The sequence below is a fragment of the Mesorhizobium sp. INR15 genome (genome assembly GCF_015500075.1).
In the GTDB taxonomy this organism is placed as follows: Bacteria; Pseudomonadota; Alphaproteobacteria; order Rhizobiales; family Rhizobiaceae; genus Mesorhizobium.
On the sequence record NZ_CP045496.1, the window covers coordinates 6,314,063 to 6,340,773 of the forward strand.

The 26,711-nt window shown below is 63.8% G+C and carries 26 protein-coding genes; 13 read left to right on the top strand and 13 right to left on the bottom strand.

The window, feature by feature from the left end; genetic code table 11:
• Positions 1 to 47: 47 nt before the first annotated feature.
• Positions 48 to 1,178 (bottom strand): branched-chain amino acid ABC transporter substrate-binding protein, encoded by a 1,131-nt coding sequence (locus tag GA829_RS30685; RefSeq protein WP_195176288.1) that lies wholly within the window; start codon positions 1,176 to 1,178, stop codon positions 48 to 50.
• Between the two features lie 207 nt (positions 1,179 to 1,385).
• Here GA829_RS30685 and GA829_RS30690 point away from each other — a divergent pair, with 207 nt between their 5' ends.
• The 9 genes from GA829_RS30690 to GA829_RS30730 all read left to right on the top strand — a co-directional run bounded on the left by GA829_RS30690 (position 1,386) and on the right by GA829_RS30730 (position 10,216).
• A complete protein-coding gene (locus GA829_RS30690) occupies positions 1,386 to 2,303 on the top strand; it encodes a branched-chain amino acid ABC transporter permease (RefSeq protein ID WP_195176289.1) in 918 nt (305 codons plus the stop codon).
• On the top strand, positions 2,303 to 3,478 hold the full coding sequence (locus tag GA829_RS30695; RefSeq protein WP_195176290.1) for a branched-chain amino acid ABC transporter permease: 1,176 nt from the start codon (positions 2,303 to 2,305) through the stop codon (positions 3,476 to 3,478). The genes GA829_RS30690 and GA829_RS30695 overlap by 1 nt, the downstream gene beginning before the upstream one ends.
• A complete protein-coding gene (locus tag GA829_RS30700) occupies positions 3,475 to 4,260 on the top strand; it encodes an ABC transporter ATP-binding protein (RefSeq protein ID WP_195176291.1) in 786 nt (261 codons plus the stop codon). Before GA829_RS30695 ends, GA829_RS30700 begins: the two co-directional genes overlap by 4 nt.
• Positions 4,253 to 4,954 (top strand): ABC transporter ATP-binding protein, encoded by a 702-nt coding sequence (locus tag GA829_RS30705; protein WP_195176292.1) that lies wholly within the window; start codon positions 4,253 to 4,255, stop codon positions 4,952 to 4,954. Before GA829_RS30700 ends, GA829_RS30705 begins: the two co-directional genes overlap by 8 nt.
• Positions 4,955 to 5,146: 192 nt before the next feature.
• The gene (locus GA829_RS30710) at positions 5,147 to 6,421 is read left to right on the top strand and encodes a flavin-containing monooxygenase (RefSeq protein WP_195176293.1); all 1,275 of its coding nucleotides are present in this window, start codon (positions 5,147 to 5,149) and stop codon (positions 6,419 to 6,421) included.
• Between the two features lie 200 nt (positions 6,422 to 6,621).
• Positions 6,622 to 7,038 carry a RidA family protein gene (locus GA829_RS30715; RefSeq protein ID WP_195179873.1) on the top strand — a complete coding sequence of 139 codons (417 nt, stop codon included), beginning with the start codon at positions 6,622 to 6,624 and terminating at the stop codon, positions 7,036 to 7,038.
• Positions 7,039 to 7,042: 4 nt separating this feature from the next.
• Positions 7,043 to 7,717 carry a DUF1028 domain-containing protein gene (locus GA829_RS30720; RefSeq protein WP_195176294.1) on the top strand — a complete coding sequence of 225 codons (675 nt, stop codon included), beginning with the start codon at positions 7,043 to 7,045 and terminating at the stop codon, positions 7,715 to 7,717.
• Between the two features lie 24 nt (positions 7,718 to 7,741).
• On the top strand, positions 7,742 to 9,232 hold the full coding sequence (locus tag GA829_RS30725; RefSeq protein ID WP_195176295.1) for an aldehyde dehydrogenase: 1,491 nt from the start codon (positions 7,742 to 7,744) through the stop codon (positions 9,230 to 9,232).
• 48 nt (positions 9,233 to 9,280) lie between these two features.
• Positions 9,281 to 10,216, top strand: a complete 936-nt coding sequence (locus tag GA829_RS30730; RefSeq protein ID WP_195176296.1) for a LysR family transcriptional regulator — start codon at positions 9,281 to 9,283, stop codon at positions 10,214 to 10,216.
• A gap of 12 nt (positions 10,217 to 10,228) precedes the next feature.
• On the opposite strand, the gene argE is transcribed toward GA829_RS30730, so the two are convergent.
• The gene (gene argE, locus GA829_RS30735) at positions 10,229 to 11,386 is read right to left on the bottom strand and encodes an acetylornithine deacetylase (protein ID WP_195176297.1); all 1,158 of its coding nucleotides are present in this window, start codon (positions 11,384 to 11,386) and stop codon (positions 10,229 to 10,231) included.
• A 274-nt stretch (positions 11,387 to 11,660) separates the two neighbouring features.
• On the opposite strand from argE, the gene GA829_RS30740 reads away from it, so the two are divergent.
• Together GA829_RS30740 and GA829_RS30745 are read left to right on the top strand one after the other, a co-directional pair.
• Entirely contained in the window at positions 11,661 to 13,730 is a 2,070-nt protein-coding gene (locus GA829_RS30740; RefSeq protein WP_195176298.1) for an oxidoreductase, read from the top strand.
• 11 nt (positions 13,731 to 13,741) lie between these two features.
• Positions 13,742 to 15,133 (top strand): aspartate ammonia-lyase, encoded by a 1,392-nt coding sequence (locus GA829_RS30745; RefSeq protein WP_210337715.1) that lies wholly within the window; start codon positions 13,742 to 13,744, stop codon positions 15,131 to 15,133.
• A 58-nt stretch (positions 15,134 to 15,191) separates the two neighbouring features.
• Here the strand turns inward: GA829_RS30745 and GA829_RS30750 are convergent, their stop codons facing one another.
• The 10 genes from GA829_RS30750 to GA829_RS30795 all read right to left on the bottom strand — a co-directional run bounded on the left by GA829_RS30750 (position 15,192) and on the right by GA829_RS30795 (position 24,605).
• Positions 15,192 to 16,631, bottom strand: coding sequence for an NAD-dependent succinate-semialdehyde dehydrogenase (locus tag GA829_RS30750; protein WP_195176299.1), 1,440 nt, complete (start codon positions 16,629 to 16,631; stop codon positions 15,192 to 15,194).
• A 24-nt stretch (positions 16,632 to 16,655) separates the two neighbouring features.
• The gene (locus tag GA829_RS30755; RefSeq protein ID WP_195176300.1) at positions 16,656 to 17,483 is read right to left on the bottom strand and encodes an aspartate dehydrogenase; all 828 of its coding nucleotides are present in this window, start codon (positions 17,481 to 17,483) and stop codon (positions 16,656 to 16,658) included.
• The gene (locus GA829_RS30760) at positions 17,470 to 18,171 is read right to left on the bottom strand and encodes an ABC transporter ATP-binding protein (RefSeq protein WP_195176301.1); all 702 of its coding nucleotides are present in this window, start codon (positions 18,169 to 18,171) and stop codon (positions 17,470 to 17,472) included. The genes GA829_RS30755 and GA829_RS30760 overlap by 14 nt, the downstream gene beginning before the upstream one ends.
• Positions 18,165 to 18,923: an ABC transporter ATP-binding protein gene (locus tag GA829_RS30765; RefSeq protein WP_195176302.1), complete on the bottom strand. Its 759-nt coding sequence runs from the start codon at positions 18,921 to 18,923 to the stop codon at positions 18,165 to 18,167. The genes GA829_RS30760 and GA829_RS30765 overlap by 7 nt, the downstream gene beginning before the upstream one ends.
• On the bottom strand, positions 18,920 to 19,903 hold the full coding sequence (locus GA829_RS30770) for a branched-chain amino acid ABC transporter permease (RefSeq protein ID WP_195176303.1): 984 nt from the start codon (positions 19,901 to 19,903) through the stop codon (positions 18,920 to 18,922). Before GA829_RS30770 ends, GA829_RS30765 begins: the two co-directional genes overlap by 4 nt.
• 19 nt (positions 19,904 to 19,922) lie before the next feature.
• A complete protein-coding gene (locus GA829_RS30775; RefSeq protein ID WP_195176304.1) occupies positions 19,923 to 20,837 on the bottom strand; it encodes a branched-chain amino acid ABC transporter permease in 915 nt (304 codons plus the stop codon).
• A gap of 74 nt (positions 20,838 to 20,911) precedes the next feature.
• Positions 20,912 to 22,081, bottom strand: a complete 1,170-nt coding sequence (locus tag GA829_RS30780; RefSeq protein WP_195176305.1) for an ABC transporter substrate-binding protein — start codon at positions 22,079 to 22,081, stop codon at positions 20,912 to 20,914.
• On the bottom strand, positions 22,078 to 23,055 hold the full coding sequence (locus tag GA829_RS30785) for an MBL fold metallo-hydrolase (RefSeq protein WP_195176306.1): 978 nt from the start codon (positions 23,053 to 23,055) through the stop codon (positions 22,078 to 22,080). Before GA829_RS30785 ends, GA829_RS30780 begins: the two co-directional genes overlap by 4 nt.
• 7 nt (positions 23,056 to 23,062) lie before the next feature.
• On the bottom strand, positions 23,063 to 23,608 hold the full coding sequence (locus tag GA829_RS30790; protein WP_195176307.1) for a 3-hydroxyanthranilate 3,4-dioxygenase: 546 nt from the start codon (positions 23,606 to 23,608) through the stop codon (positions 23,063 to 23,065).
• A gap of 37 nt (positions 23,609 to 23,645) precedes the next feature.
• Positions 23,646 to 24,605 carry a dihydrodipicolinate synthase family protein gene (locus tag GA829_RS30795; RefSeq protein WP_195176308.1) on the bottom strand — a complete coding sequence of 320 codons (960 nt, stop codon included), beginning with the start codon at positions 24,603 to 24,605 and terminating at the stop codon, positions 23,646 to 23,648.
• 285 nt (positions 24,606 to 24,890) lie between these two features.
• On the opposite strand from GA829_RS30795, the gene GA829_RS30800 reads away from it, so the two are divergent.
• The gene (locus GA829_RS30800) at positions 24,891 to 25,799 is read left to right on the top strand and encodes a LysR family transcriptional regulator (protein ID WP_195176309.1); all 909 of its coding nucleotides are present in this window, start codon (positions 24,891 to 24,893) and stop codon (positions 25,797 to 25,799) included.
• A gap of 25 nt (positions 25,800 to 25,824) precedes the next feature.
• Here GA829_RS30800 and GA829_RS30805 read toward each other — a convergent pair whose 3' ends face one another.
• Positions 25,825 to 26,115 (bottom strand): DUF1330 domain-containing protein, encoded by a 291-nt coding sequence (locus GA829_RS30805; RefSeq protein ID WP_195176310.1) that lies wholly within the window; start codon positions 26,113 to 26,115, stop codon positions 25,825 to 25,827.
• Positions 26,116 to 26,201: 86 nt separating this feature from the next.
• Here GA829_RS30805 and GA829_RS30810 point away from each other — a divergent pair, with 86 nt between their 5' ends.
• The gene (locus tag GA829_RS30810) at positions 26,202 to 26,690 is read left to right on the top strand and encodes a MarR family winged helix-turn-helix transcriptional regulator (protein ID WP_195176311.1); all 489 of its coding nucleotides are present in this window, start codon (positions 26,202 to 26,204) and stop codon (positions 26,688 to 26,690) included.
• Positions 26,691 to 26,711 lie beyond the last annotated feature (21 nt).

Genomic DNA, 26,711 nt, shown 5'->3' on the forward strand with positions numbered 1-26,711 from the left:
CGCGAGAAGGGCCCGCGCCGCCAGAGCGGCGCGGGTGAAAGGCAGGACTACATCTTCACCCATTTGCCGTCATGGACGACATATCTGTCGATCTCGACAGCCATGTTGGTCTGGCCGTTCGGGTCGAAGGACACGGTGCCGAGAATGCCTTCGTGGTTGATGTCGCGGATCGCCTTGCTTAGCGCTTCCTTGTCGCCGACACCCTTTTCCTTGATGACTTCGAGCAGGATCTGCGTGGCCTCGTAGGCATATTTGGCATAGGAGCCCGCAGGGTCGGTATAGCCCTTGGCGTCGTAGGCCTTGTTGAATTCCTCCAGCTTGGGATTGCTCTGCACCGCAGGGGTGCCGACGATCGTGCCCTCGGCTGCCGCGCCGGCGATCTCGATGAACTTCGGATCGTAGATGCCGGAGATGCCGTACATCGGCAGCGCGCCCATGCCGAGGTCAGCCATCTGGCTGCGCACCAGCGCGGCTTCGGTGACGACGCCGCCGAAATAGACGGCGTCCGGCGAAGCGGCTTTCGCCTTGGTCAGCATGGCGCGGAAGTCCGTCGTGCCAACGGCGGCCGCGTCGGTCGAGACGATCTCGCCGCCCGCTGCCTTGAAGAACTCCGCGAACCACTTGGTGTTGGCCGCGCCGTAGTCGGTGGTGTCGGAGACGATGGCGATCTTCTTGATCTTGCCTTCCTTGGCGATGGCTTCGGCGAGCGGCTTGTCCTCATTGACGAGCGTCGGCGTCACGCGCGTGACATTGGCAAGGTTCTGCTCGGTGATCTTGGGGCTGACCGCGCCCCAGACGATGAAGGGCATTTGCGCACGGTTGAAGACCGGAATGGTCGCCAGCGCGACAGAGCTGTTCCAATGGCCCGTGGCGGCGATGACGTCCGGATCATTGACCAGTTTCTGCGCCGCGGAAACGCCGACGGCCGGATCGGAGGCATCGTCGAGCACGACACCCTCCACCTGATGCGGATAGCCGCTGGCATTGGCCTGCTCGATGGCCAGCAGGAAGCCGTTGCGGGCGCCGAGGCCCTGCTGCGCATTGCCGCCCGAGAGCGGTCCAATGAAGCCGAGCTTGATCTGGTCGGCCTGGGCCTGCGCGATACCAAGCGTCACCGCGAATACGGATCCGGCCAGGAATGACGATATGCGGATAAGTGCTTTCCGCCTGTTTTGCATGGTTCCACCTCTATGGTTGTCTACCGCGACGGTCACGGCCCGGCCGATCATTGCCGTCGGCTGACGCAAATGTATTGACGCCCGCCGGCTCGCGAAATTCGGAAATTGCTATCCGTGACTTCGGAGATTCATATTTCAGGGATTGATGATGTGCGCCTAAAGGTGACGCCCACAATTGTTGTCCTCTAGCCTGAGAAACGGATCCGAATGACGGAGCTGCTTGTCCAGCAACTGGTGAACTGGATCACCCTGGGATGTATCTACGCCCTGCTGGCGATTGGCTTCAGCCTGATCTTCGGCGTGCTCAACGTCATCCATTTCTCGCATGGCGACGTGGCGATGACGGCGCCGTTCATCTCGCTGGCGCTGGCGCAAGCCCTGATGGTCGCAGTCGGTGTGGCCAGCCCGGCGTGGCTGATCATCGCGGTGCTGGCGGCCGTCCTGATTGTCGGCATGATCGGCGTCGTGCTGGACAAGGTGGTCATCCGCCGCTTCCGTGACGCGCCTGCAATGATGGCGCTGGTCGCCACCGTTTCGCTGGGCATCGTCATCCGCGAGTTGATCCGCCATCTTTATCCGCAAGGGTCGAACCCGCAGGCGTTCCCGCGCCTGGTGTCCGGTGTCGCGTTCGAAACCGCCGGGGTCCAGATCAGCTGGTTCGCCCTGCTGGTGGTGGGGCTCACTGTCGCGCTGGTGGCGCTGCTCTATGTGTTCCTGCGCATGACGCCGCTCGGCCTGCGCATCCGCGCGGCCTCGGAAGATCGCGTCGTGGCGCGCATGCTGGGCATACGCGACGCTCGCGTGTTCCGCGCCACGTTCTTCATCGCCTCGGCGATCGGCGCGATAGCCGGCCTGCTCTTCGCCAGCTATGCCGGCGTGACGCGTTTCGACTTCGGCGTGATGGCCGGCCTGCTCGGCTTTTCGGCCGCGGTCATCGGCGGTCTCGGCTCGATGCCGGGCGCGATCCTCGGCGGCCTGATCATTGCCGGCATCGAGGTGCTGGCCCAGACCTTCGTGCCGGACGGCGCGTCCTACCGTCTGGTCTTTGTCTTCCTGCTGGTCATTGCCGTGCTCATCTTCCGCCCGGAAGGGCTACTCGGGCGTCCCGTCATGGAGAAAGTGTGATGCAGGGGCCAGCTTCGTCCTCGACCCAGAGTTTGGGCTCTGCCGCGGCCTTCGCGATCGTCTCGCAACTGTGCGGCGCTGCCTTCCTCTACCTGATCCTGAGGGTAGAAGGGGGATGGCAGGTCGCCGGCCTGCTCGCGCTTCTGGGTGCCGGTTTCTACGTTCTGGAAAAGCAGCCGTGGATCGCCGATTACGCGATGACCAGCTTCGCGCGCGTGCCGCTGGTAGCGATGGTCACGGCGGCGGCCATCGTCGTTCTGTTTCCCTTCGCCGTCGGCTCGAACACTTATGTGCTGCATCTGCTGATCGTCGCGCAGCTCTATGCCGTGCTGGCGCTGGCGCTCAATTTTCAGCTCGGCAGCGCCAACATCCCGAACTTCGCCACCGGCGCTTCCTACGGCATCGGCGCCTATGTGTCGGCGCTGCTGGCCGTCAATTTCGGGGTCAGCTTCTGGCTGACATTGCCCATCGCGGCACTCGCGGCGACGCTGTTCGGCTTCATCATCGGCATTCCTTCGATGCGCACGCGCGACACCTATCTGGCGCTCGTCACCATCGCCTTCGGCGTCGTGGTGCAGCAACTGCTCAACAATTTCGAATGGACTGGCGGGCCGAACGGGCTTGTCGGCATCCCCGCCCCCAGCCTGTTCGGTCATTCTTTCGCCGATCCGCTGGTGGTGTTCAGCCACAAACTGCCGAGCCAGGCGAACTTCTACTACCTATCGGCGTTGCTGGTGGTCGTCGCCATCGTCACCGCGCACCGGCTGCACGGATCGCGCATCGGCCTCGCCTGGAACGCGCTGCGGGCCGACGAGATCGCGGCGCGAGCGCAGGGCATCAACGTCGCATGGTACAAGGTGCTGGCCTTCGCGGTCGATGCCTTCCTGGCCGCCTTCGCCGGCACCATCTACGCCTTCTATATCTCCTACATTTCGCCCGACAATTTCACCTTCCTGGTCTCCGTCACCATCATGACCATGGTCATCGTCGGCGGCATGGACAACATTTTCGGTGTCATCGTCGGCGCCTTCCTGCTGACCATCCTGCCCGAGAAGCTGCGCGCCTTTTCCGACTACCGGCTGCTGTTCTTCGGTGTGGTGATCATCGGCTTCCTGATGATCCGGCCACAGGGCCTGTTCCCGCAACGCATGCGCCGCTACGGGGGCAACCAATGAGCGCGCTTCTCAAGGTCGAGAATGCGACGATGCGCTTCGGCGGCCTTGTCGCGGTGAACGATGTCAGCTTTTCCATCAACAAGGGTTCGGTGCTCGCCATGATCGGCCCGAACGGCGCCGGCAAGTCGACCTTGTTCAATGTCGTCACCGGCGTTTACACGGCGACCGCCGGGCGCGTGACGTTCGATGGCGCCGAGATCACCGGCCGGCCGGCCCATGACGTGGTGAAACGCGGCATCGCCCGCACCTTCCAGTCGTCGCGGCTTTTCTCCGACCTCAGCGTGCTCGACAACGTCATTATCGGCATGCACACCCGCACCAGGACCAGCGTGCTCGACGCCTTGTTTCGCCCGCGCGCATCGAAGCGTGAGATGGCTGCCTGTGTCTCCAAGGCCGAGACGCTTTTGCAATCCGGCTCTGGCGACCTGTTCGAGCAGCGCTACCGGCCAGCCGGCGCCCTGGCGCAAGCGGATCGCCGCCGGCTGGAGATCGCAAGGGCTCTCGCGTCCGAGCCGAAGCTGATCCTGCTGGACGAGCCCTCGGTCGGCATGGACGATACGGAAACCGATGCGCTCGTCGCCGACATCAAGCGCCTGCGGATTGAACAGCCGGACCTGTCGGTGATCCTGATCGAGCACGACATGCGGGTGGTCGAAGCCTTCCCCCAACACGTCATCTGTATCGACTACGGCAGCAAGATCGCCGAGGGCGACTTCGCAACCGTACGCGCGGACCGGCGTGTGCAGGAAGCCTATCTCGGAAAGGCGGCGGCCCATGCTTGAGCTGAAGGATGTCGACACCGCCTATGGCGCGGTGCCGATGCTGCGCAACGTGGCCATGAGCATACAGCCAGGGGAGCTTGTTTGCCTGCTTGGACCGAACGGTGCGGGAAAGACCACCACCTTCATGGCCGTCTGCGGTGTCGTGCCGGCTCAGCGCGGCAAGGTCGAGGTCATGGGCCAGGACATCGCCAGGCTCGGAACCGAGAACCTCGCAGCACTCGGCGTCGGGCTCGTGCCGGAGGGACGGCGGCTGTTTCCAAGTCTCACCGTGCTGGAAAACCTGCGTCTCGGCTACGACGCCGTTTCCCGGCGCGGGCCGAATTTCGAGCCGCAGCTCGACAAGATGTGCGTGCTTTTCCCGCGCATACGCGAACGGCTGCGCCAGCAGGCCGGCACGCTGTCGGGCGGCGAGCAGGCAATGGTCGCGCTGGCGCGCGCCTTGATCGGCGAGCCGAAGCTTGTGGTGATGGACGAGCCGTCGCTCGGCCTGTCGCCCAAGCTGATCGGGGAATATTTCGAGATCACGCAAGAGATTCACCGGCGCGGCACGACCATCCTTCTGATCGAGCAGAACGCCGAGATGGGGCTGAGCATCGCCGACCGGGGCTACGTGCTGGTCAAAGGCAAGGTGGCGCAGGAGGGGCCGGCGCGCGACCTGCTCTCGTCCAAGGCGGCCAAGAGCCTCTACCTGTAAGTCCCGGGCACGATCCGTTCCGCACCCCATGCTCTCCACGCAATGTGCAGCAGCCCGCCCCGGCATTTAGGGACAGGCTAACCACTGCCACATGAAATCATAATTTTCGCGACCCGGCCCCTCCAGTAAACCAACGATCAGACCTCCGCCGCATCCGCGGAAGCTCCCGGATAGCCAGAAAAGGACGCCGAAATGTCAGTTGAAAAGGTAGACACGCTCGTTGTCGGCTGTGGCCAGGCGGGGGTGGCCATGAGCGAGCACCTGAGCAAATGCGGCGTGCCTCATCTTATCCTTGAACGGCACCGCATTGCCGAACGCTGGCGCTCGGAAAGATGGGACTCCCTGGTTGCCAACGGACCGGCCTGGCACGACCGTTTCCCGGGCATGGAGTTTCCCGGCGCGCACGCCGATGCCTTTGTCTCCAAGGAAAAGGTTGCGGACTATTTTGTCGCCTATGCCGAGCAGATCGCTGCCCCTGTCCGCTGCGGCGTGGAGGTCACGGATGTGCAACGCAATGTCGGCCGACCGGGCTTTCGCGTCGAAACCTCGGATGGCGTGATCGAGGCCAGCAACATTGTCGCCGCCACCGGACCTTTCCAGCATCCCGTGACCCCAGGCGTTGTTCCCGAAACCGCCGGACTTATGCAGATCCATTCCAGCGCCTATCACAATCCCGGCCAGTTGCCCGAGGGCGCGGTGCTGGTGGTTGGCGCCGGCTCTTCGGGAGTGCAGATCGCCGACGAACTCCAGCGTTCGGGAAAGCAGGTGTATCTCTCGGTCGGGCCACACGACCGCCCTCCCCGCGCCTATCGCGGGCGCGACTTCTGCTGGTGGCTGGGGGTTCTGGGCAAGTGGGACGCCGAGACGCCGGGACCTGGCACCGAACATGTCACGATCGCGGTGAGCGGAGCGCGCGGCGGCCAGACGATCGACTTCCGCAATCTGGCGGCACAAGGCATGACGCTGGTCGGCCGCACGGAATCCTACAAGAACGGTGTGATGACATTCGCGCCCGATCTTGGCGAGAACATCGCGCGCGGTGATGCCAATTACCTGTCGCTGCTGGATGAGGCCGACGCCTATCTGGTGCGCAATGGCCTGGCACTTCCGGAAGAGCCCGATGCCCGCGAGTTCCTGCCGGACCCGCAATGCGTAACCGATCCCATTCTCGATCTGAACCTGACTGGCGCCGGGATCACCGCGATCATCTGGGCGACAGGCTATGCCGTTGACTACAGCTGGCTGAAGGTTGGCGCCTTCGATGAGAAAGGCAGGCCCAGGCATCAGCGCGGTGTGTCGGCCGAGCCCGGCATCTATTTCCTCGGGCTGCCATGGCAGTCGCGCCGGGGTTCCAGTTTCATCTGGGGTGTCTGGCACGACGCCAAGCATCTGGCCGACCGCATTTCCACACAGCGCAAGTATCTGGCCTACGATGCCGCCATGCGAAGTGAAACCGAGGACGCATAACTGGAACAGGCTAGGCGACGTCGCGTTTCGCGCGCCTGATTAGGAGCGTCCTTAGCAGGGATGAGAAAGACTGTTCTTCAAAGTTTGTCCGCGCTGTGGATATCTGACCGGGACACGCGGGCTTGGTCCCGGCGCATCTTCGCCAAGGAAGCGTCGGGCAACGGATGTCCGGCCCTGAGCCCTACCTGATGGAGACCAAGATGGCGCATATCCGAATTCGTCCTTTCAACACCAAGGACACCTATCCCGAGCAGAAGCTCGACAACGATCTGTGCCAGGCGGTTGTCACGCGGGGCGGCAGAACAGTCTATCTGCGCGGCCAGTGCCCGCAGGATCTCGACACCGCCAAGAATATCGGAAGCCATGATCCGGTCGAGCAGACGCACAAGGTCATGCAGAACATCCGGCAGCTCATCGAGGAGTGCGGCGGCACGATGGAGCACCTGGTCAAGGTCGTCGTCTACATCACCGACGTGCGCTACCGCGAGGCGGTCTATCGGACGATGGGCGAATACATCAAGGGCGTGCACCCGGTTTCGACGGGCCTCGTCGTGCAGGCCCTGGCGCGGCCCGACTGGCTGGTCGAGATCGACGGCACCGCCGTCATTCCGGACTGATGCCATGACCTTTTCGATTGTCGCGCGATGCGAACGCACGGGCATGTTCGGGGTCGCAGTCTCATCATCCTCGCCAGCGGTGGCGGCACGCTGCGCGTATGCACAGGCCGGGACGGGCGCCGTCGCCAGCCAGAACGTGACGGATCCTACACTTGGCTTGCGCGCGCTGGACCTGATGGCAAGAGGCGCCTCTGCCTTAGAGGCGGTGGCCATCCTGAAGCGGACAAATGCCAACATGGAATTCCGCCAACTTCTCGCCGTCGGCGCCGATGGCGTCAGCGCGATCCATTCCGGCACCAAGGCATTGGGCATCTGGGCGGAAGCGCGGGGAGCCAATGTCGCCTGTGGCGGCAACCTGCTCGCCAACAGCAATGTTCCGCAGGCGATGGTTGATTTCTTCGTCGCCTCCGAAGGCGAACTCGGCGACCGGCTGATCGGCGCGATGCGCGCCGCGCTCAAGGCGGGAGGCGAAGCAGGCCCTGTCCGCTCGGCTGGCCTCAAGCTGGTGCTTGAGGTGAGCTGGCCGGTGGCCGATCTGCGCTGCGACTGGAGCGAAGATTGTCCGATCGAACAGCTGGCGACGTTGTGGGAGATCTACAAGCCACAGCTCGATGCCTATGTGACCCGGGCCATGAACCCTTCAGGTGCGCCGAGCTACGGCGTGCCCGGTGACGAATAGACGAACCATTCCAGGGAACCTGTCATGAGCGAGCTCAGCCACAAGGATTGGATCGGCAAGGCGTCGGCGATCCGCTTTCGCGACAAAGCCTTCATCGACGGAAAGTCGGTTCCCGCCCGCTCCGGCAGGACTTTTGCCAGCATCAATCCGGCCACCGGTGAAACGCTTGCAGAGGTGGCGTCCTGCGGCGAGGAAGATATCGACATCGCGGTCAGCGCCGCACGCCGGAGCTTCGAATCCGGCGCCTGGTCAAGAGCCAGCCCTTCGCATCGCAAGGATGTGCTGCTGCGCCTGGCGCAATTGCTGCGTGAAAACCTGCACGAGCTCGCCCTGCTTGAATCGCTCGACATGGGCAAGCTGGTCAAGGACGCGGCCAGCGTTGACGTTCCTGGTTCGGCTGCGATTTTCCAGTGGTACGGCGAGGCCATCGACAAGATTTACGATGAAGTGGCACCGACCGGCGAAGGCGACCTTGTGCTGGTGCGCCGCGAGCCGCTGGGTGTTGTCGGCGCTGTTGTGCCGTGGAATTTTCCGCTGGATATGGCCACCTGGAAATGCGCGCCCGCACTCGCGGCCGGCAATTCGGTGGTGCTGAAGCCCGCCGAGCAGTCGCCGTTCTCGGCGCTGCGGCTTGCGGAACTCGCCATGGAAGCGGGCTTGCCGGCCGGCGTGCTGAATGTGGTGCCCGGATTTGGCGAGACCGCAGGTCAGGCGCTCGGCCGTCACACTGATGTGGACTGCCTCGCCTTCACCGGCTCCACGACCGTCGGCAAGATGTTCCTGCAGTATTCCGGCCAGTCGAACATGAAGCAGGTTTGGCTGGAGACCGGCGGCAAGAGCCCCAATCTCGTTTTCGCCGACTGCGGCAACCTCGATACGGCGGCCGACATGGCCGCATTCGGCATTTTCTTCAACCAGGGCGAAGTGTGCTCGGCCAATTCGCGGTTGCTCGTGCAGCGCGGCATCAAGGACGCATTTGTCGAAAAGCTGGTGCAGCGGGCCAAGGCCATGCAGCCGGGAGACCCGCTCGATCCGGCCTCGAAGATGGGCGCCATGGTCGATGCCCGCCATGCCGCCAACGTCATGCGTTTCGTCGAGGCGGGAAAGAAGACCGCGCGGCTTGTCACAGGCGGAGATCAGGTCACCATCAATGGCCGCGGCAGCTTCATCGAGCCCACCATCTTCGACGATGTCAGGGATAGTGATCCGCTGGCGCGCGACGAGATTTTTGGGCCGGTGCTTTCAGTGATCGCCTTCGACGATGAGGAGGAAGCAATCCGCATCGCCAATGACAGCCCCTATGGCCTGGCCGCATCGCTATGGACGGACAGCCTGTCACGAGCCCACCGCGTCGCGGGACGGCTGCGTGCCGGAACTGTCTCGGTCAACACCGTCGATGCCTTGAGCCCGATGACGCCTTTCGGCGGCGTCAAGCAATCCGGTTTTGGCCGTGACCTCTCGCTGCATGCGCTCGACAAATACACCACGCTCAAAACCACCTGGATCAAGTACTGATGAGGGCGGAGGCTTGATTGAAGCCCCGGAAACGGCAACATAGCCGCCATGCCGCTGCGTTTCACCCTGAGACAGCTTGAATACTTCGTCGCTGTGGGCGAGGCAGGATCCATTGCCAAGGCCGCCGATCAGGTCAACGTGTCGCCGCCCTCGATTTCGGCGTCCATCGCACAGCTCGAGATCGAATTCGGCGTCGAGCTTTTCGTCCGCAAGCACTCGCATGGCCTGTCACTGACAGCCGCTGGCCGGGTCTTCCTCAAGGAAGCCCAGAAGTTGCTGAGCGATGCGGACGCCTTGCACGACGTGGCCGGCGACCTCGCCAACAAGGTCAGGGGTCCCCTGGCCATAGGCTGCCTGCTGACCTTCGCGCAGATCATCCTGCCTTCGCTGCGGCGCAAGTTCGAACAGGAATATCCAGACGTCCGGATCCGCCAGTTCGAGCGCAATCAGGGCCAGTTGCTCGAAATGTTGCAGCGGGGCGAAATCGAAGTCGCGCTGACCTATGATCTTGAACTGTCTCAGGACATGAGTTTCGAGCCGCTGATGCTGGTGCCGGCCTATGTCATGCTGCCGCCCGGCCACCGCTTCGCCGGCAAGGCGTCGATTACCCCGGACGAACTCGCTGACGAGCCGATGGTGCTTCTGGACCTGCCGTTCAGCCGCGAATACTTCCTCTCCGCCTTCCAGCAGAAGGGGTTGCGGCCCAACATCGCGGAGCGGACCGGCGACATCGCCGCGATGCGTTCCATGGTGGCCAACGGCTTCGGCTATGGCATCGCCAACATGAGGCCGCTGAATACACTCGCGCCGGACGGCAAGCCGCTGATTTTCGTGCCTCTCGCCGGCGATCTTCGGCCTCTGACGATGGGCATCGCGCTGCCGAATGCCGACCATCGAACCCAGAGCGTCAAGGCATTCATCGCCCATTGCCGGCGTTTCGTGGTCGAGCAAGGCGTGTTCGGCAGCGAGCGGGTGGTGGAGTAGTCCAGCGGCGTCTTACACCGCGCCGGCTACGAGCCTCCGCAGCAGCTTTTCCAGCATGTCGTCACAACGCCGCATCTGCTCGCGGCTGACGAATTCATCCGGCTTGTGCCCCTGCGCCATCGATCCCGGGCCGCAGACAACCGTCGGCGTGCCCAGGTCGCGGCTGAACAACCCGCCTTCGGTGCCGAAAGCGACCTTGATGGTACCGTTGCCGCCGGTCAGCGATTTGACGAAAGCGACCGCCTGGGAATTCGCCGGCGTGTCGAGGCCGGGATAGGTGTTGAATATCTCGATATCGATCGCCGCCTCGGGCGCGATCGCCGACGCATCGGCAACAATGCGCGCCGCGTCGCCGCGAATGCGATCGAGAATCTCGACCGGGTTATCGGCCGCGATGTTGCGGATCTCGAAATCGATCCGGCAGAGGTTCGGCACGATGTTTAGCGCCACGCCGGCATTCATCCTGCCGACATGGACGGTTGTGTAGGGAATGTCGTAGTCGCCGTCGCGCTCGCCATGCTGTTCCAGCCGATCCTGCTCGCGGCGCAAGGCGGAGACGAAATCGCAGCCAAGGTGGATGGCGTTGAGGGCGAGTGGTGCCAGCGCCGAATGGCCTTCGCGCCCCTTGCAGGTGGCATGCGCGCCAACCTTGCCCTTGTGACCGGTCGCGACCTGCATCTCGGTCGGTTCGCCAATGATGCACAACAGCGGCCGCTGCGGTGCGCCCTGCAGCATTTCGATCAGGCTGCGGACACCGACGCAGCCGATTTCCTCATCATAGGACAGCGCCAGGTGCAGCGGCGTCTTCAACTCCATCGTCGCTGCCTTGAGGCAGGCAGCGACGGCCGAGGCAACGAAGCCCTTCATGTCGGCGGCGCCTCGTCCATAGAGCCGGCCGTCCCGATCGGTCATCTCAAATGGCGGCAGGGTCCAGTCCTGGCCATCGATCGGGACAACATCGGTGTGACCGGACAGCATGATGCCGGGGGTGCCCGCCGGGCCGATGGTGGCGAAAAGGTTGGCCTTGTGGCCATCCTCGCTGTGAATGATCTGGCTGGCGACACCAGCCGCCTCCAGCAACCCGGCAACATAGTTGATCAGCGCGAGATTGGAGTCCCGGCTGACCGTGGGAAACGCGATGAGTTGATCGAGAATCTGAATGCTGTCCATGCGTCGTGTCTCGTGCCTGTCGACCCTGACTATCACGGGTCCGCGCCAATCCTGAATTCGCATTTGGCTCAGCGCGGCTTCACCTGATGCTAATGATGCCCGTCGCCGTATCGCTTAGGCCGTTCCTAATCGTAGCGGAAGAAATCTCTAGTTTTCCGCCGCGCGCCTCGTCCTATGAGTAGCCTGACGGAACCACCCCGATGGCGAGGACCACGAATTGGTCCACACGCCGGCTCGCGCTATTGCCGAGCAGGGACACAGGGAGGGAATACGCATGCGGGATCCACGCTACGACATTCTGTTCGAGCCGATGAAGATCGGGCCGGTGACGGCGAAGAACCGCTTCTACCAGGTTCCGCATTGCAATGGCGGCGGCTATCGCGATCCGTCGGCCGCAGCCGAGATGCGCCGCATCAAGTCGGAAGGCGGCTGGGGCGTCATCTTCACCGAGCAGACCGAGATGCACCACACCTCGGAAATCACGCCCTTCATCGAACTCCGGCTCTGGGATGACGCCGATATCCCGATGCTGGCCAAGATGTCGGAGGCCATGCACCAGTACGGTGCGCTGGCCGGCATCCAGCTGGCCTATTCGGGCATCAATGGCCCCAATCTCTACACCAAGGAAGTGCCGCGCGGCCCGTCGGCGCTGCCGATCCGTACCTTCACCAATGATCCCGTCCAGGCACGCGCCATGGATAAACAGGACATTCGCGACCTGCGGCGCTGGCATCGCAATGCCTTCAAGCGCGCCCAACAGGCAGGGTTCGATCTCGTCTGCCTTTACGGTGCGCATGGCTTCGGCATCATCCAGCACTTCCTGTCGACCGCCACCAACCAGCGCAGCGACGAATATGGCGGATCGCTGGAGAACCGCTCGCGGCTGATGCGTGAACTGATCGAAGAGGGGCGCGACGCCATCGGCGATACTTGCGGCCTGACTTTGCGCCTGTCGCTGGACGAGATGATCGGCGAACTGGGTTTCGCCAACTCCGAAGTGCGCGACATGATCGAGATGCATGCCGACCTGCCCGACCTTTGGGACCTCGCGCATGGCGCGTGGGAGGACTGTTCGGGCCCTTCCCGCTTCAAGGATGAGGCCGCCCAGGAACCTCTGGTGTCCGGGATCAAGAAGCTGACATCGAAACCAGTCGTCGGCGTCGGGCGGTTCACGTCTCCCGATGTGATGGTTCGGATGATCAAATCGGGCACGCTCGATTTCATCGGCTGCGCACGCCCCTCGATCGCCGACCCCTTCCTGCCCAGGAAGATTGAGGAAGGCCGCATCGAGGATATCCGCGAATGCATCGGCTGCAACATCTGCATCACCGGCGACATGACCATGTCGATCTCGCGCTGCACGCAAAACCCGACATTCATGGAAGAGTGGCGCAAAGGCTGGCATCCTGAACGCATGCAAGCGAAGGGTGCCAGCGAGAGCGTCCTCATCGTCGGCGCCGGTCCGGCCGGACTGGAAGCCGGGCGCGCGCTTGGCCTGCGCGGCTACCAGGTGGCGATTGCCGAGGCAGGCACGGAACTCGGCGGCCGCGTGGCGCGAGAATGCCGGTTGCCCGGTCTTTCGGCGTGGGGCCGCGTGCGCGACTATCGGCAGTATCAAATCAGCCAGATGCCCAATGTCGACATCTACTTCGAAAGCCGGCTGTCAGCCGACGACATTCTGGCCTTTGGCTTCCAGAACATCGCTCTCGCGACCGGCTCGACCTGGCGGCGGGACGGCGTGGCGCGCGCCCATGTCGTCGCGATGCCGATGGATCCCGCGATGCCGGTCTACACACCGGACGACCTGATGGCTGGAAACGTGCCGGCGGGCAATGTCGTGCTGTTCGACGACGACCACTATTACATGGGTGGCGTGCTTGCCGAATTGATGGCCCGGCAGGGCGCGAAAGTGACGCTGGTGACGCCATCCGCCTACGTCTCCGACTGGACCCGCAACACACTGGAACAAGGTGCCATTCATCGCCGGCTGGCGGATCTGGGCGTCGAGATCGTTCTCAATCGCAATGTCACCCGTCTTCTGAACGGCGCTGTCGCAACCGCCTGCGCCTACACCGGTTCGGAACGCAACATTGCCGCCGACGCCGTGGTGCTGGTGACCTCGCGCCAGCAAGACGATAGCCTCTGGCATGAGCTGAAAGCACGCCAAGGCGAATGGGCCGACAACGGCATCCGCTCGATCAAGGTGATCGGTGATGCCGAGGCGCCTGGCCCTATCGCCTGGGCAACTTATGCCGGTCATCGCTTTGCCCGTGAACTGGACGAAGCCGATATCGGCGATGCCTTGCCCTTCCGCCGGGAGATCACCGCCCTGGCCGCCGACTAGGGCAATTATCCGTGAGCCAACGTACCGAGCACGACTTCCTTGGCGAGATGCAACTGCCCGTCGATGCACTTTATGGCATTCAGACCGCACGCGCGCTCGACAACTTCCCGATAACCGATGTTCCGATCAGCCATTTTCCGGAGCTGGTGGTTGCCCTGGCCATGGTCAAGAAAGCATGCGCGCTGGCGAATCGCGAGCTTCTCGCGCTGGACGAAAACATCTGCGACCTGATCGTGAAAGCCTGCGACGAGATCATAGCGGGAAACCATCATGCTGCCTTTGTCGTGGACATGATCCAGGGTGGGGCTGGCACGTCCACCAACATGAACGCCAACGAGGTGATCGCCAACATTGGCCTTGGGATGCTGGGTGCCGCGCCGGGCAGCTATGACCGACTTCACCCCAATGATCACGTCAACCGCTCCCAATCCACCAACGACGTCTACCCAACCGCGATGCGCCTGGCGGTGTTGAGCCAATGCGAACCGCTGAAGGCTGCCATGGAACGACTGGTGCGGGCGTTTGAAAGGAAGGCTACCGCCTTTGCGGCCATAGGCAAGGTCGGGCGCACGCAATTGCAGGACGCCGTGCCCATGACACTGGGCATGGAATTCGCCGGCTTTGCCGCGACGGTCGCGGAAGACATTGAACGCGTCGCGCGACTCGCCAAGCTGCTCAAGGAAGTGAACCTGGGCGGGACCGCGATCGGTACCGGCATCAACGCACCGCCTGGCTATGGCGCCCTCGCCGTGTCCCATCTCTCGGGCATCTGCGGCTACCAACTGATCCAGGCCAGGAACCTCGTCGGGGCGACATCCGACGTCGGCGCGTTCGTCACCTTCTCCGGCGTGCTGAAGCGCATTGCCGTCAAACTGTCCAAGATCTGCAATGACCTTCGGCTGCTGAGCAGCGGTCCGCGCGCCGGCCTTGGCGAGATCAGGCTGCCGGCGGTTCAGCCGGGCTCGTCGATCATGCCCGGGAAGGTCAATCCTGTTATTCCGGAGGTCGTCAACCAGGTTGCCTATCAGGTCATCGGCAACGACCTGACCGTGACGTTCGCCGCGGAGGCCGGCCAGTTGCAGCTCAACGCGATGGAGCCGGTCATGCTGTTCAACATCCTTCAGTCGGTGCGCATCCTGACCCGCGCGATACTGGTGCTGAGCGATCGTTGCATTGATGGCATCGAGGCGGACAAGGAACGCTGCGAGGCTCTCGTCGATGGCAGCCTGATCCTGGCGACAGCGCTGGTGCCACGGATAGGCTACGAGAGCGCTGCCCGCGTCGCGGGCACGGCAAAAGCAACAGGCCGAACGATCGCGGAGATCGTCGCCGAGTTTGGATTGATGTCGGCCACTGAGTTCGTGTCCCTCAAGCAAGACGCCTGGGCGTTTGCCCCTTCCTAGAGACGACCAACCAGCGTCGCGCGCGACCTTGGGCGCCCGACGCCGGAGGCATCGCCTGTCAGGCGATCATCATGCGGTGCGACACGTTCTTGATGACGGTGTAGTGAGCCAGCCCTTCGAGACCGCCTTCACGGCCATAGCCGCTTTCCTTGACGCCGCCGAACGGCGTTTCGGGAATGGAGGCTTCCAGCGTGTTGATCGAGACATTGCCAGCCTCGATCCCCTCCGCGAGCTGGTCGGCGTTGCGGGCGGAGTGCGTGAAGGCATAGGCGGCCAGGCCAAAGGGCAGCGCGTTGGCCTTCTCGATTGCTTCCTCCAATGAAGCAACCGGGTTGATCAGCGCCATCGGGCCGAACGGCTCTTCGCGCATGGCGCGCGCGTCGTCAGGAAGATCGGCCATCACGGTGACCGGGAAGAAATAGCCGCGATTGCCCAGCCGTTCGCCGCCCGCCAGCACGCGGGCCCCCTTGGCGCGCGCATCAGCCACCAGCATTTCCATGGCCTCGATCCGGCGATGATTGGCCAGCGGCCCCATCTCCGTGGCCGCATCCAGGCCGTTGCCGACAGCGATGGCGCGGGCCTTCTCGGCGAATGCCCTGGTGAAGGCTTCATAGACACGCTCCTGCACGAAGAAGCGCGTCGGCGAGGTGCAGACCTGCCCGGCATTGCGCGCCTTGCGCACCGCCGAGGTGATAGCGGCTGCAACGGGGTCGACATCATCACAGACGATGACCGGCGCATGTCCGCCGAGTTCCATCAGCACCGGCTTCATGTGGCGTGCCGCGAGCCCGGTCAGATGCTTGCCGACGGCGGTCGAGCCGGTGAAAGCCACCATGCGGATCTGGTTGTGCGGGATGAGATAGCTCGAGATATCGGCGGGCACGCCGAAGACGAGGTTGAAGACGCCAGCGGGCAGGCCCGCATCGTGGAACGCGCGGGCGATATGGAAGGCGCCGGCTGGCGTTTCCTCGGCGGCCTTCAGGATGATCGAGCATCCCGCTGCAAGCGCACCGCCGATCTTGCGCGCTGGCTGGCTCATCGGGAAGTTCCATGGCGAGAAGGCCGCCACCGTGCCGATAGGCTCGTGATGCACGATGTATTTGATGCCTGGCTCGCTTGGAATGACGCGGCCATAGGTGCGCTGGCCCTCGGCCGCATCCCATTCGAAGAACTCGCAGCCCCTGATAACCTCGAGACGCGCCTGGGCGAGCGGCTTGCCGTGCTCCAGGGTGATGTCATGGGCGATCTCGTCGATGCGTTCGCGCATCAGCCGGGCGGCCTTGAGGATCACCTCGGCGCGCTTCGCAGGCGACACGCGGCGCCACACATTGAAGCCCTTCGCGGCGGCGTCTAGCGCGTCGTCGAGGTCAGCGCGCGAGGCGACCGGCACCGCGCCGATGACGGCCTCGTCGGCCGGGTTGAGCACCGGCTGCGCATCGGCGGTCTTGCGCCACGCGCCGCCGATATACAGCATAAGGTCGGGGTAGTGCTTGGTCATGGTAGTCTCCATTGTCCCTGGCGGCTAAAGCGCGAGGGGGGCGAGCCGGCTTTCGACAAGCCGCACGAGGTTGAGGGCCGTCATCTCGGATGATTTCGGATTGGTCTTCAGCGGTTCGTTCTCGAACAGCATGTCCAGGCGGCCGAACGCGCCCGAAGCGCGAAGCCGATGGGAATTACGGGACGCAGCGGGGTCGGCTACAAGCTCGACCCGCGTGCGGTCGAGGCCGATGCCCGACAGTGCCGAAATGACGGCGACATTGGCGTTCTGTGGAAATTCGCTGGCCGCCTGGCGCGCCGAACCCGTGAAGAACACTGTCCGCTCCGAGAGCGCGCCGAGGTCGACGAGCTCCGCCGCCCTGGTGCCTTGCCAGGCGCGCGGCGGCTTGATGATGCTGTGTACGACTTCGTCGAGCGGCAGCACCGCCGCCGCCGCGAGCGCGTCCATGCCGCCAAGCGCGCCGGGCGGCACCACGATGCGGCTGCCATTTTCCAGCGCCACGGCAATGAGCCGCTCCAGTAGCGCCTCGTCGGTGAAGGCGCTTGTTGACGAAACAACGAAGCTGCCGGCATGACGCAACGCGGCCTCGCCCCAGATGGCGATAGCCGGACGCCCGGCGGCCTCGATCACCATGTCGATGCAGAGCCCGGCCAACTCTTCGGGCCCGACGATCAATCGCGCGCTCGAGGGAATGCCGGCGCGTTCGCGGCTGGAATCGCGCACGGCAACGGCCACGACCTCGACGCTCGCCGGCTGGCGCTCCGCGAGCAGTTCGGCGACGCGGCTGGCGATGGCGCCCCAGCCGACGAAGCAGAGGCGCAGGCGCCGCGCTGTGCTGTCAGAGGCCGACATAGCGCTGCACCAGTTCGGCGTTGCGGGTCAGGTCCTCGCCATTGCCCGACCAGACGGTGCGGCCCTTTTCGAGGATGTAGTGGCGATCGGCGAGGCGCTTCAGCACATGCAGGTTCTTGTCGATCAAAAGGATCGATTGCCCCTCGGCTTTCAGCGCGGCGATGCAGCCCCAGATTTCGGCGCGGATAACCGGCGCCAGACCTTCCGTCGCCTCATCGAGGATGAGCAGCTTCGGGTTGGTCATCAGCGCGCGACCAACAACCAGCATCTGCTGCTCGCCACCGGAAAGCGTGCCTGCCGCTTGCCCCGCGCGCTCTCGCAAGCGCGGGAACAGCGCATAGACGCGCTCCAGCGTCCAAGGGTCCTTGCGGCCGAGACGGTTGGCAGCGGTGGCGACCAGGTTCTCGCGTACAGTCAGCGTGGCGAAGGTCTGCCGTCCCTCAGGCACCAGGCCGACGCCTAGCCTCGCCACCGTCTCGGGCGTCGCGCCACATACATCACGGCCGGTGAAGCGCACCGCGCCCGACAGCGGCTTGATCAGCCCCATGATCGACTTGACAGTGGTGGTCTTGCCCATGCCGTTGCGGCCAAGCAAGGTCACCACCTCGCCGTCGCCGATCTCCAGCGCGACATCGAAAAGCACCTGGCTCGAGCCGTAACCCGATTGCAGCTTGGCGACGCTCAGCACAACTCGTCTCCTTCGCCCAGATAAGCAGTGCGGACTTCCGGATTGTCCCTGATCTCGTCCACCGTCCCGGTCGCGATGACGCGGCCATAGACAAGCACAGAGACGCGATCGGCGAGTGCGAACACGGCATCCATGTCATGCTCGACCAGCAGCATGCTCACCTGGTTCTTGAGTTCGCGCAGCATGGCAATCATCTGCTGGCTCTCGGCGTGGCCGAGGCCGGCCATCGGCTCGTCGAGCAGCAACAGACGCGGCTTGGTCGCCAGCGCCACCGCCAGTTCGAGCTGCTTCTGCTCGCCATGCGAGAGATTGGCGACCAGTTCGTCAGCGCGGGCTTCAAGCCCGACGCCGGCGAGGAAGGTGGCAGCCTCCTGACGCAGAGCCGCCTCGCCGCGCACATTGCGCCAGAAGCGGAAGGAATGGCCCTGCCGCACCTGGACGGCGATGGCGACATTGTCGAGCACGCTATAGTCCGGCAGCAGGCAGGTGATCTGGAATGTGCGCGCCAGGCCAAGCGAGACGCGCCTGGCCGTCGGCAGGCCATCGATCGGCTTGCCCTCGAGTTCGATGGAACCTCCGTTGGGCTTGAGCTCGCCCATCAGCTGGGAGATCAACGTCGTCTTGCCGGCGCCGTTGGGGCCGATGAGGGCGTGGATCTCGCCGGGCCGCACGGTCAGGTCGACATGGTCGGTGGCCAGCAGGCCGCCGAAACGCTTGACCAGGCCGCGGACATTGAGGATCGGCGGCGTCATGCGTGCTTCCCGAAAAGGCGCGCGAAGGCCGCCTGGACGCCGCCCTGCGTGTAAAGGACGACAAACAGCAGGATGAAGCCGAGAGCGAGCTGCCAGTTCTCGGTCCAGGACGCGAGGACGGATTCCAGCACGGTGAACACGGCAGCACCAACCAGCGGGCCGAACAGCGTGCCGACGCCACCGAGTATGACCATGATCATCAGCTCGCCCGACTTGGTCCAATGCATCATGTCGGGGCTGGTGAAGCGCAGGAAGTTGGCCATCAGCGCGCCGGCGAGGCCGCAGCCCATGCCGGAGATGACGAAGGCCATCAGCTTGTAGCGATAGGCCGGCAGGCCGATGGCCGCCATGCGCTTCCCGCTCTGGCGCAAGCCGACGAGGACATTGCCGAAGCGCGAATTGACGATGCGCCACAGCACCACGAAGAACAGCATGGCGATGGACAGGCAAACATAGTAGAACGTCTGCTTGTCGCGCATGTTGAGGCCGGCCAGCTCGTTGGTGCGGCGGATGATCAGCCCGTCATCGCCGCCATAGGTCTTGAGCGAGACGAACAGGAAGAACAGCATCTGCGCGAACGCCAGCGTGATCATGATGAACTGCACGCCGCCGGTGCGCAGCGACAGCGCACCGATCGCCGCCGCCATGATGCCGCTGACGATGATCGCCGCCGGCAAAGTGACCAGCAACTGGTTGGAGCCGGAGATGAAGCCGAACAGCGGTTCGTCCAGCGAATAGTGCTGGTAGAGGATGCCAACGACATAGCCGCCGATGCCGAAGAACGCCGCATGGCCGAAGCTCACCATGCCGCCATAGCCGAGCACCAGGTTGAGGCTCGCCGCCGCGATGCCGTAGATCAGCACGCGCGTCGCCAGCGACGTCAGCGATGCATAGCCGGCAGCGTCCGCCACGATCGGCAGCGCGATCAGTGCGATCAGCACGATGGCCAGCAGAGCCGGTTGTTTGAACGATTTTTCCATGATGCAGCCAGCGCCTCGATCACGAATTTCGGATGAACAGGCCCTTGGGCCTGATCAGGAGAACGATCGCCATCAGAAGGTAGATGCCCATCGAGGAAATGCCGGCGCCAAGCGCGTCGGCGTCCGGCCCCACCATCACGTGGCGCAGCAGCCCCGGCAGGTAGGCGCGCAGGCCGGTGTCGACGACGCCGAGAATCAGGCTGGCGAAGAACGCGCCCCGGATGGAACCGACGCCACCGATGACCACCACGACGAAGGTGGTGATGAGGATCTGCTCGCCCATGCCGACCTGCACCGCCAGGATCGGCCCAGCCATGAAACCCGCCAGTCCCGCCAGCAGCGCGCCGAGCCCGAACACCAGCGTGTAGAGCAGGCGCACGTCGACGCCGAGCGCGCGCACCATCTCGCGATTGGTCGAGCCGGCGCGCACCAGCATGCCGATGCGGGTCCTGTTGATGAGCAGGTAGAGGCCAACGGCAACCAGGAGGCCGACGGCGATGATCGCCAGGCGGTAGACCGGGTAGACGAGCCCTGGCAGCAGTTCGACCGATCCATCGAGCAGGGACGGTATGGCTACGAACAGCGGCTGGCGTCCGAAGATCATCGTTACCGCCTGGTTGAAGATCAGGATCAGGCCGAAGGTTGCCAACACCTGGTCGAGATGGTCACGCCCGTAGAGCCGGCGCACGACGAGGAACTCGATCGCCAGGCCGGCAAAGGCCGCAGCGGCGAGTGCCGCCGGGATGCCCAGCCAGAACGAGCCGGTCCGCGCCGCAACCCAGGTCCCGGCATAAGCGCCGATCATGTAGATCGAGCCGTGCGCCAGGTTGATGACGCCCATGATGCCGAAGATCAGTGTCAGGCCGGCGGCTAGCAGGAACAGCATGATGCCGAACTGGACGCCATTCAGAAGTTGTTCGAGAAAAAGCGTCATCCGTGACCATTTCGAGCAGACTGGAGAGAAAGGGGAGCGGCGGCGCCGCTGCCCCGAAGGCCGCGAATGCCGGCTTACATCTTGCACTCGGCCGAATAGGCGTCGCCGTGATCCTTGAGCACCTCGCCGACGGTCTTGATAACCGGCTTGCCATCGGCGCCCTTCTCGACCTTGAGCGCGTACCAGTCCTGGATCGGGTGCTGGTTGGGACCAAAGGAGAACTTGCCGCGAACCGAATGGAAGTCGGCCTTGCGCAGCGCCGCGCGGAAGGCGTCTGCATCGTCGATGTTGCCGCCGGTCGCCTTCAGAGCCGAGGCGTAGGCAAGTGCGGTGTCATAGCCCTGGCTGGCATAGTAGGTGACGGGACGATTGTAGGTCTTGTTCCAGGCATCCATGAAGGTCTTGTTGGCGGGATTGTCGAAGTCGGAATTCCAGTGCGCCGAGACATTGATGCCGATGGCCGCGTCGCCGACGGCGGCGAGCGTGACGCCGTCCATGGACGGCTCGGCGACCACCATCGGGATTTCCTTCATCAGGCCGGCCTGCTCGTACTGGCGCAGGAAGGTGATGCCAAGGCCGCCGGGGTGGAACTGGAACACCACTTCCGGCTTGGCGGCGCGGACCTGGGCTAGTTCAGCGGCGAAATCAGTCTGGTCGAGCCGGGTGTAGACCTCGCCGACGATCTGGCCCTTGAAGTAGCGCTTGAAGCCTGCGAGCGCGTCCTTGCCGGCCTGATAGTTCGGCGCCAGCACGAAGGCGGTCTTGTAGCCAAGGTTGGTGGCAAGCTGGCCGGCACTTTCGTGCAGGCTGTCGTTCTGCCACGAGACGACGAAATAGTTCTTGTTGCACTCCTTGCCGGCAAGGTTCGAAGGCCCGGCATTGGGGCTGAGATAGAAGGCGCCGGCATCAACGATGTCGGGCACGGTGGCGCCGGCGACATTGGAGAAGACGATGCCGGTGAACAGCTTGATGCCGTCCTCGCTCAGGAAGCGTTCGGCGATCTGCTTGCCCTGCCCGGGTTTCAGGCCGTCATCCTCCACCACGAGGTCGACCGGCACGCCGCCCAGCTTGCCGCCTTCCAGCGCCATCGCCAGCTTGAAGCCGTCGCGCACGTCCTGGCCGAGATAGCCGGCGGGTCCGGAAAGCGTGGTGATCATGCCGATCTTGACAGCGTCGGCGGCCGCCGCCGGCAGGACCGTGAGGGCAGAGATGGAAAGGGCAAGCAATGCTCTCTTGAAACTCATGCTTTGGTTCTCCTCTGGTCGGCGCATTCAGCGCGTCTTGTTGTTTGCGGGTGGCCGGTCGCCTCGATGTCGAGAGGAACGAACCGGAAGGACGCCGCTTCCGCCTTCAGCCGGCCGAAGACAGGAGCGGGAAAGTGGTAGGGCGCCAGGACGACATCGCCGCCGACGGCCTGCATCAGAAGCGCCAGCCTGGTCGTGCGCGCCAATTCGGGGTCCTCGCAGACGATATCGTTATCGCTGAGCTGCAGCGGGTGATGGATGGCGTCGGCCAGGAAAAGCACCTCGCCGTCGGCCGTCGACAGCGCCACCGCCACCATGCCCGGCGAATGGCCTGGAGCCGGATGCAGCTTCAGGCCGACCGCCACTTGCGCGTCGGACGCCACGGCCTCGAAGCCAACCGTCTCGATGATGGGCAACACACTGTCCGCGAAGGCGCCGTGCAGCGCGTCCGGCTGGGCCGCGTGGACGGCCGTCCAGTGGGAAAGCTCGGTTTCTGAGACGACATAGCGCGCATTGGGAAAGGTCGGCCGCCAGGTCTCGCCTTCCCGCCTGGTGTTCCAGCCGACATGGTCGGCATGCAGATGCGTGTTGATGACGATGTCGACATCCTCCGCCGCGATGCCGATGGCCTTCAGCGTGTCGAGGAACAGGGTCTCGCGCCGATGCCACGCCGGCCGGTGCGGACGCTCCTTGCCGTCGCCGATGCCGCCATCGATGACGGCGATATAGTCTGGGGTTTCGATGACATAGCAGTTGAAGCTGAGCCGCACCGTGCCGCCGGCGGCGTCGACCGTGCCGGCCGGCGCGTCTTTCTCGGCACGTTCCAGATCGCTGGCCGAGAGCTCGCCGAAGATCGATTGGGCGGGCCAGGCGACATTGGCCATGTCGGGCACGCAGGTGACCGTTACCGGGCCGCTTTCGAGGCGCTCCAGTTCGATACCAAGTTCCGCGATCGGTTGCCTGACGACCTTCATATCCGGCTCAGAGCTTCACCCAGCCCTCGGGCGGAGTCTTGCCCGGATGGACGCTGCCGCATTTTGGGCAGGTGCGCGCTTTCTCGTCGGCGTAGAATGCCTGGTAGATCGGCGGCAGGTCGCGCACGATGCTCTTCAACGAGACCTCGACGCGCTTGACCAGGCTGTTGCACTCGAAGCAGTACCATTCGAAGGCGTCGTGCTGGTCGGGCTGGCGCTTCGGCTCGACGACGAGGCCGACCGAACCTTCCTGAGGACGCTGCGGCGAATGGCGCACATGCGGCGGCAGCAGGAAAATCTCGCCCTCGCGGATCGGCACATCGTAGAAATTGCCGTTGTCGACCACCTTGAGCATCATGTCGCCCCTGAGCTGGTAGAAGAATTCCTCGACCGGATCATCATGATAGTCGGTGCGCTTGTTGGGGCCGCCCACCACGGTCACCATCAGGTCCGCGTCTTCCCAGATCTGCTGGTTGCCGACCGGCGGCTTGAGCAGGTGCTGGTGCTCGTCGATCCATTTCGAGAAGTTGAAGGCGGCGAGGCGTCTGGTCATGTCATTCCTCCAGGGTGGCGGCGCGTCGGTGATGGGATCAGGGCGTGGTCCTGAGACCACAGGTCTCGAATGCGGCGCGGGTCGCGCGCTTTTCTTCCTCGGTCAGTTCGAGCAGCGGCGGGCGAACCGTGCCGCCTGTTTGGCCAAGCAGGTCCTGCCAGTATTTCTGGTGCGCATGCGGCTTCTCGGCGGGGCGCGTGTCCCTAAGCGCGGCACGCATGGGATCCAGACTGTCGCGGACGGCGCGCGCCGAGTCGATGTCGCCAGCAAAGGCCAGGTCAGTGTATTGGCGCATGCGCGTGTCGTGCTTTGTCTGGATCAGGTAGGGCGGCGACGAGCAGAGGTAAAGCTGCCAGTTGAGCTCAGCGATATTGTCCAGCCACTCCTCTTCGGAGGCAGTGCTGACCAGGATGCGGTCACCGGCCAGCCGGGTCAGTTCCCGGTACATCGGGCGCGGCACGCTATACTTGATGGCAACGACATTCTCGATATCGGCGAGCGTGTTGCACAGCTCCGGGCTCATCAGATAGCCGCTGTCGGGATGGCTCCACAGCGCGATGCCGATATCGACCTTCTCGGCGATGGTGCGGTAGTAGTTGATCAGCGTCTCATCCTGCGCCTTGAAGAAATGCAGGATCGGTGCGTGCACGACGATGTAGTCGGCGCCGCATTTCTGCGCATGCCGGGCAAGCTCTATGACCACATCCATGTTCTGGTCGGAGCAGGACATGATGGTCTGGGCACGGCCGGCGCAGGCCTCTACGGCCAGGTCGAAACTGCGCTTGCGCTCGTCCAGCGACATCGCGAAGAACTCGCCCTGCTTGCCGGCGATGAAGAACCCGTCGATCTTGAGGTCCTCGATCCAGTGATCGATGTTGCGGCGAAAGCCCTCCTCGTCGATCGCCAGTTGCGGCGTGAACGGCATGAGCCCCGCCGCCCAGATGCCTTTCATCGTCGCCCGCGAATGCGCCTTGGCGTCTTTCCTGGTGTATTTCATCGGTCATCCGTCTGGTTGCCGCTGGCGCGGCTTTGCATGGCGAGCCGGTTCTTCTCGGCTTCGAGCGGCATCTGAGGGCTGTTCGCGTTGCATAGGTGCGCATCGGCCATGGCATCGGCCTGCCCGACACCGTTGACGCCGTTGCATCCGTTGCGCTCAAGAATTCCTCCGCGTGCCAGGCACTGGGGCCTGACCTCTCCCCCGCAGAGAACACGAACTCAATCTATATGATAATCGTCATTCTATGTATTAATTCATATCAAATTGCGATAGATGATCAGCACTATGAAGATCACCATCCGACAGATTGAAAGCTTTCTTGCCGTCGCCGATCTCGGCAATTTCTCGCGCGCGTCAAAACGGCTGAACACCGCCCAGCCGGCGCTTTCGCAAGCGATCAAGGATCTCGAATCGGAGCTCGCCGTGCGCCTGTTCGACCGCACCACGCGCCGGGTCGAGCTCACCGATGCCGGCCGCGAGTTCCGCCACTCGGCGGCCAAGGTCATGGAAGAACTCGACCATGCGGTGGAAAGCGTGCACGAACTGGCCGAGCGCCGGCGCGGCCGCCTGCGCATCGCGGCACCGCCGTTGCTCGCCGCCGTGATCCTGCCGCACGCGATCGCCGAGTTTCGCCAGAATTATCCTGGAATCTCGGTCCAGCTCGCTGATGTCGGCACCGAGCAGATCGTGGACAGCGTGCGCACCGGCAAGGCCGATTGCGGCCTCGGCACCTTCTCGCCGGTTGAGGACGGCATCGAGCGCCTGCCCCTGGTGCGCGACAGCCTGATGCTGTTCTGCGACCATCGCAGTCCGTTCAGCAGTGCTGCTTCGGTTGCCTGGCGGGACCTTAAGGACCAGCCCCTGATCACGCTGACGCGCGACAGCGGCATCCGCCTGCTGGTCGAGGTTGGCTTCGAAGCGGGCGAAATGGCGCTGAAGCCAGCCTACGAGGTGACCCAGATCACCACCGCGATAGCGCTGGTCGAGGCTGGCCTCGGCGTCGCCGTGCTGCCGGCCTACGCGCTGGCCGCCGCGCGGCATCGCAAGGTGGTCGGCAAGCCCTTGACCGAGCCCAGCATCTCGCGGGAAATCGTCATGATCCATGCCACCGGACGATCGGTGTCACCGGCCGTCTCGGCCTTCGCCGCCGTCGTGCGCCGCTACGCCCAGCAACTGACGCCGCGTGAAAGCTGAAGACGCAACGCCCTCCGACCGGCAGTCACGCGGCGTCCACGACGAACATCCTGGCCTGCTGAGCATCCTGACGTTCGAGCTTGATCGGCGCGTACTGCTCGGAATCATAGAAGGCCAACGCCTGGGCCAAGGTAGGAAACTCGAATATGCCCGCAAACGGCAACGGCGCCACTTCGCCTTCAAGCGCGGTGGCGACCTGGCCGAAATGCAGAATCCTTCCGCCGGCCTCCTGCAAGGCAGCTTGAAAGCGCGGCGCCAGAGCCGCCTGCTTCGCCGCGTCGATGATTCGTAGATTCACGTGAACGTAAGCTGGCATGATCGCTCTCCTTATGCTGCATATACATTATCAATACCATAGTGTATATGCAGCATTAAGTTTGTGGAATTGCTTGGAGTGCGGACTTGAACGGATTCGACCCGGAGCGATTGAAACTTGTCGCGGCCGATTGCCCGGGATTCCAGGCCAGAGCCACGGCGCGCGCCGTCACGCGCCACTACAACACCTTCTTCAAACCGCTTGGGCTGACGGCCGAACAGTTCAGTTTGCTTGTGGGGGTCGGGTCGACGCGAAGCGCGACTGTCGCGGGTCTGGCGGTAAGCGCCGGCGTCGATGCGACCACGCTCAGCCGCAATGTGCAAAATCTTGAGCGCCGCGATTTGGTCCGCGCGGAGGGTGGCCGTGGCCGTTGGGGCAAGCAACTCGGTCTGACAGAAGCGGGACGCAGGTTGATGGCGGAAGCGTTGCCTCGCTGGGAATTGGCAAGGGCTGAGTTGTCTCGACGCCTGGGGAAGGAAGCGCTCCAGTCCGCAAGACGGGCCATGCTTGAGCTTGCCGAGGCCGCCAGTTACCAACCGGACGGAGCCGGGATCGACCGTGGCCCTTCCAAATAGAGCGCGACAATCGCGTGGCGG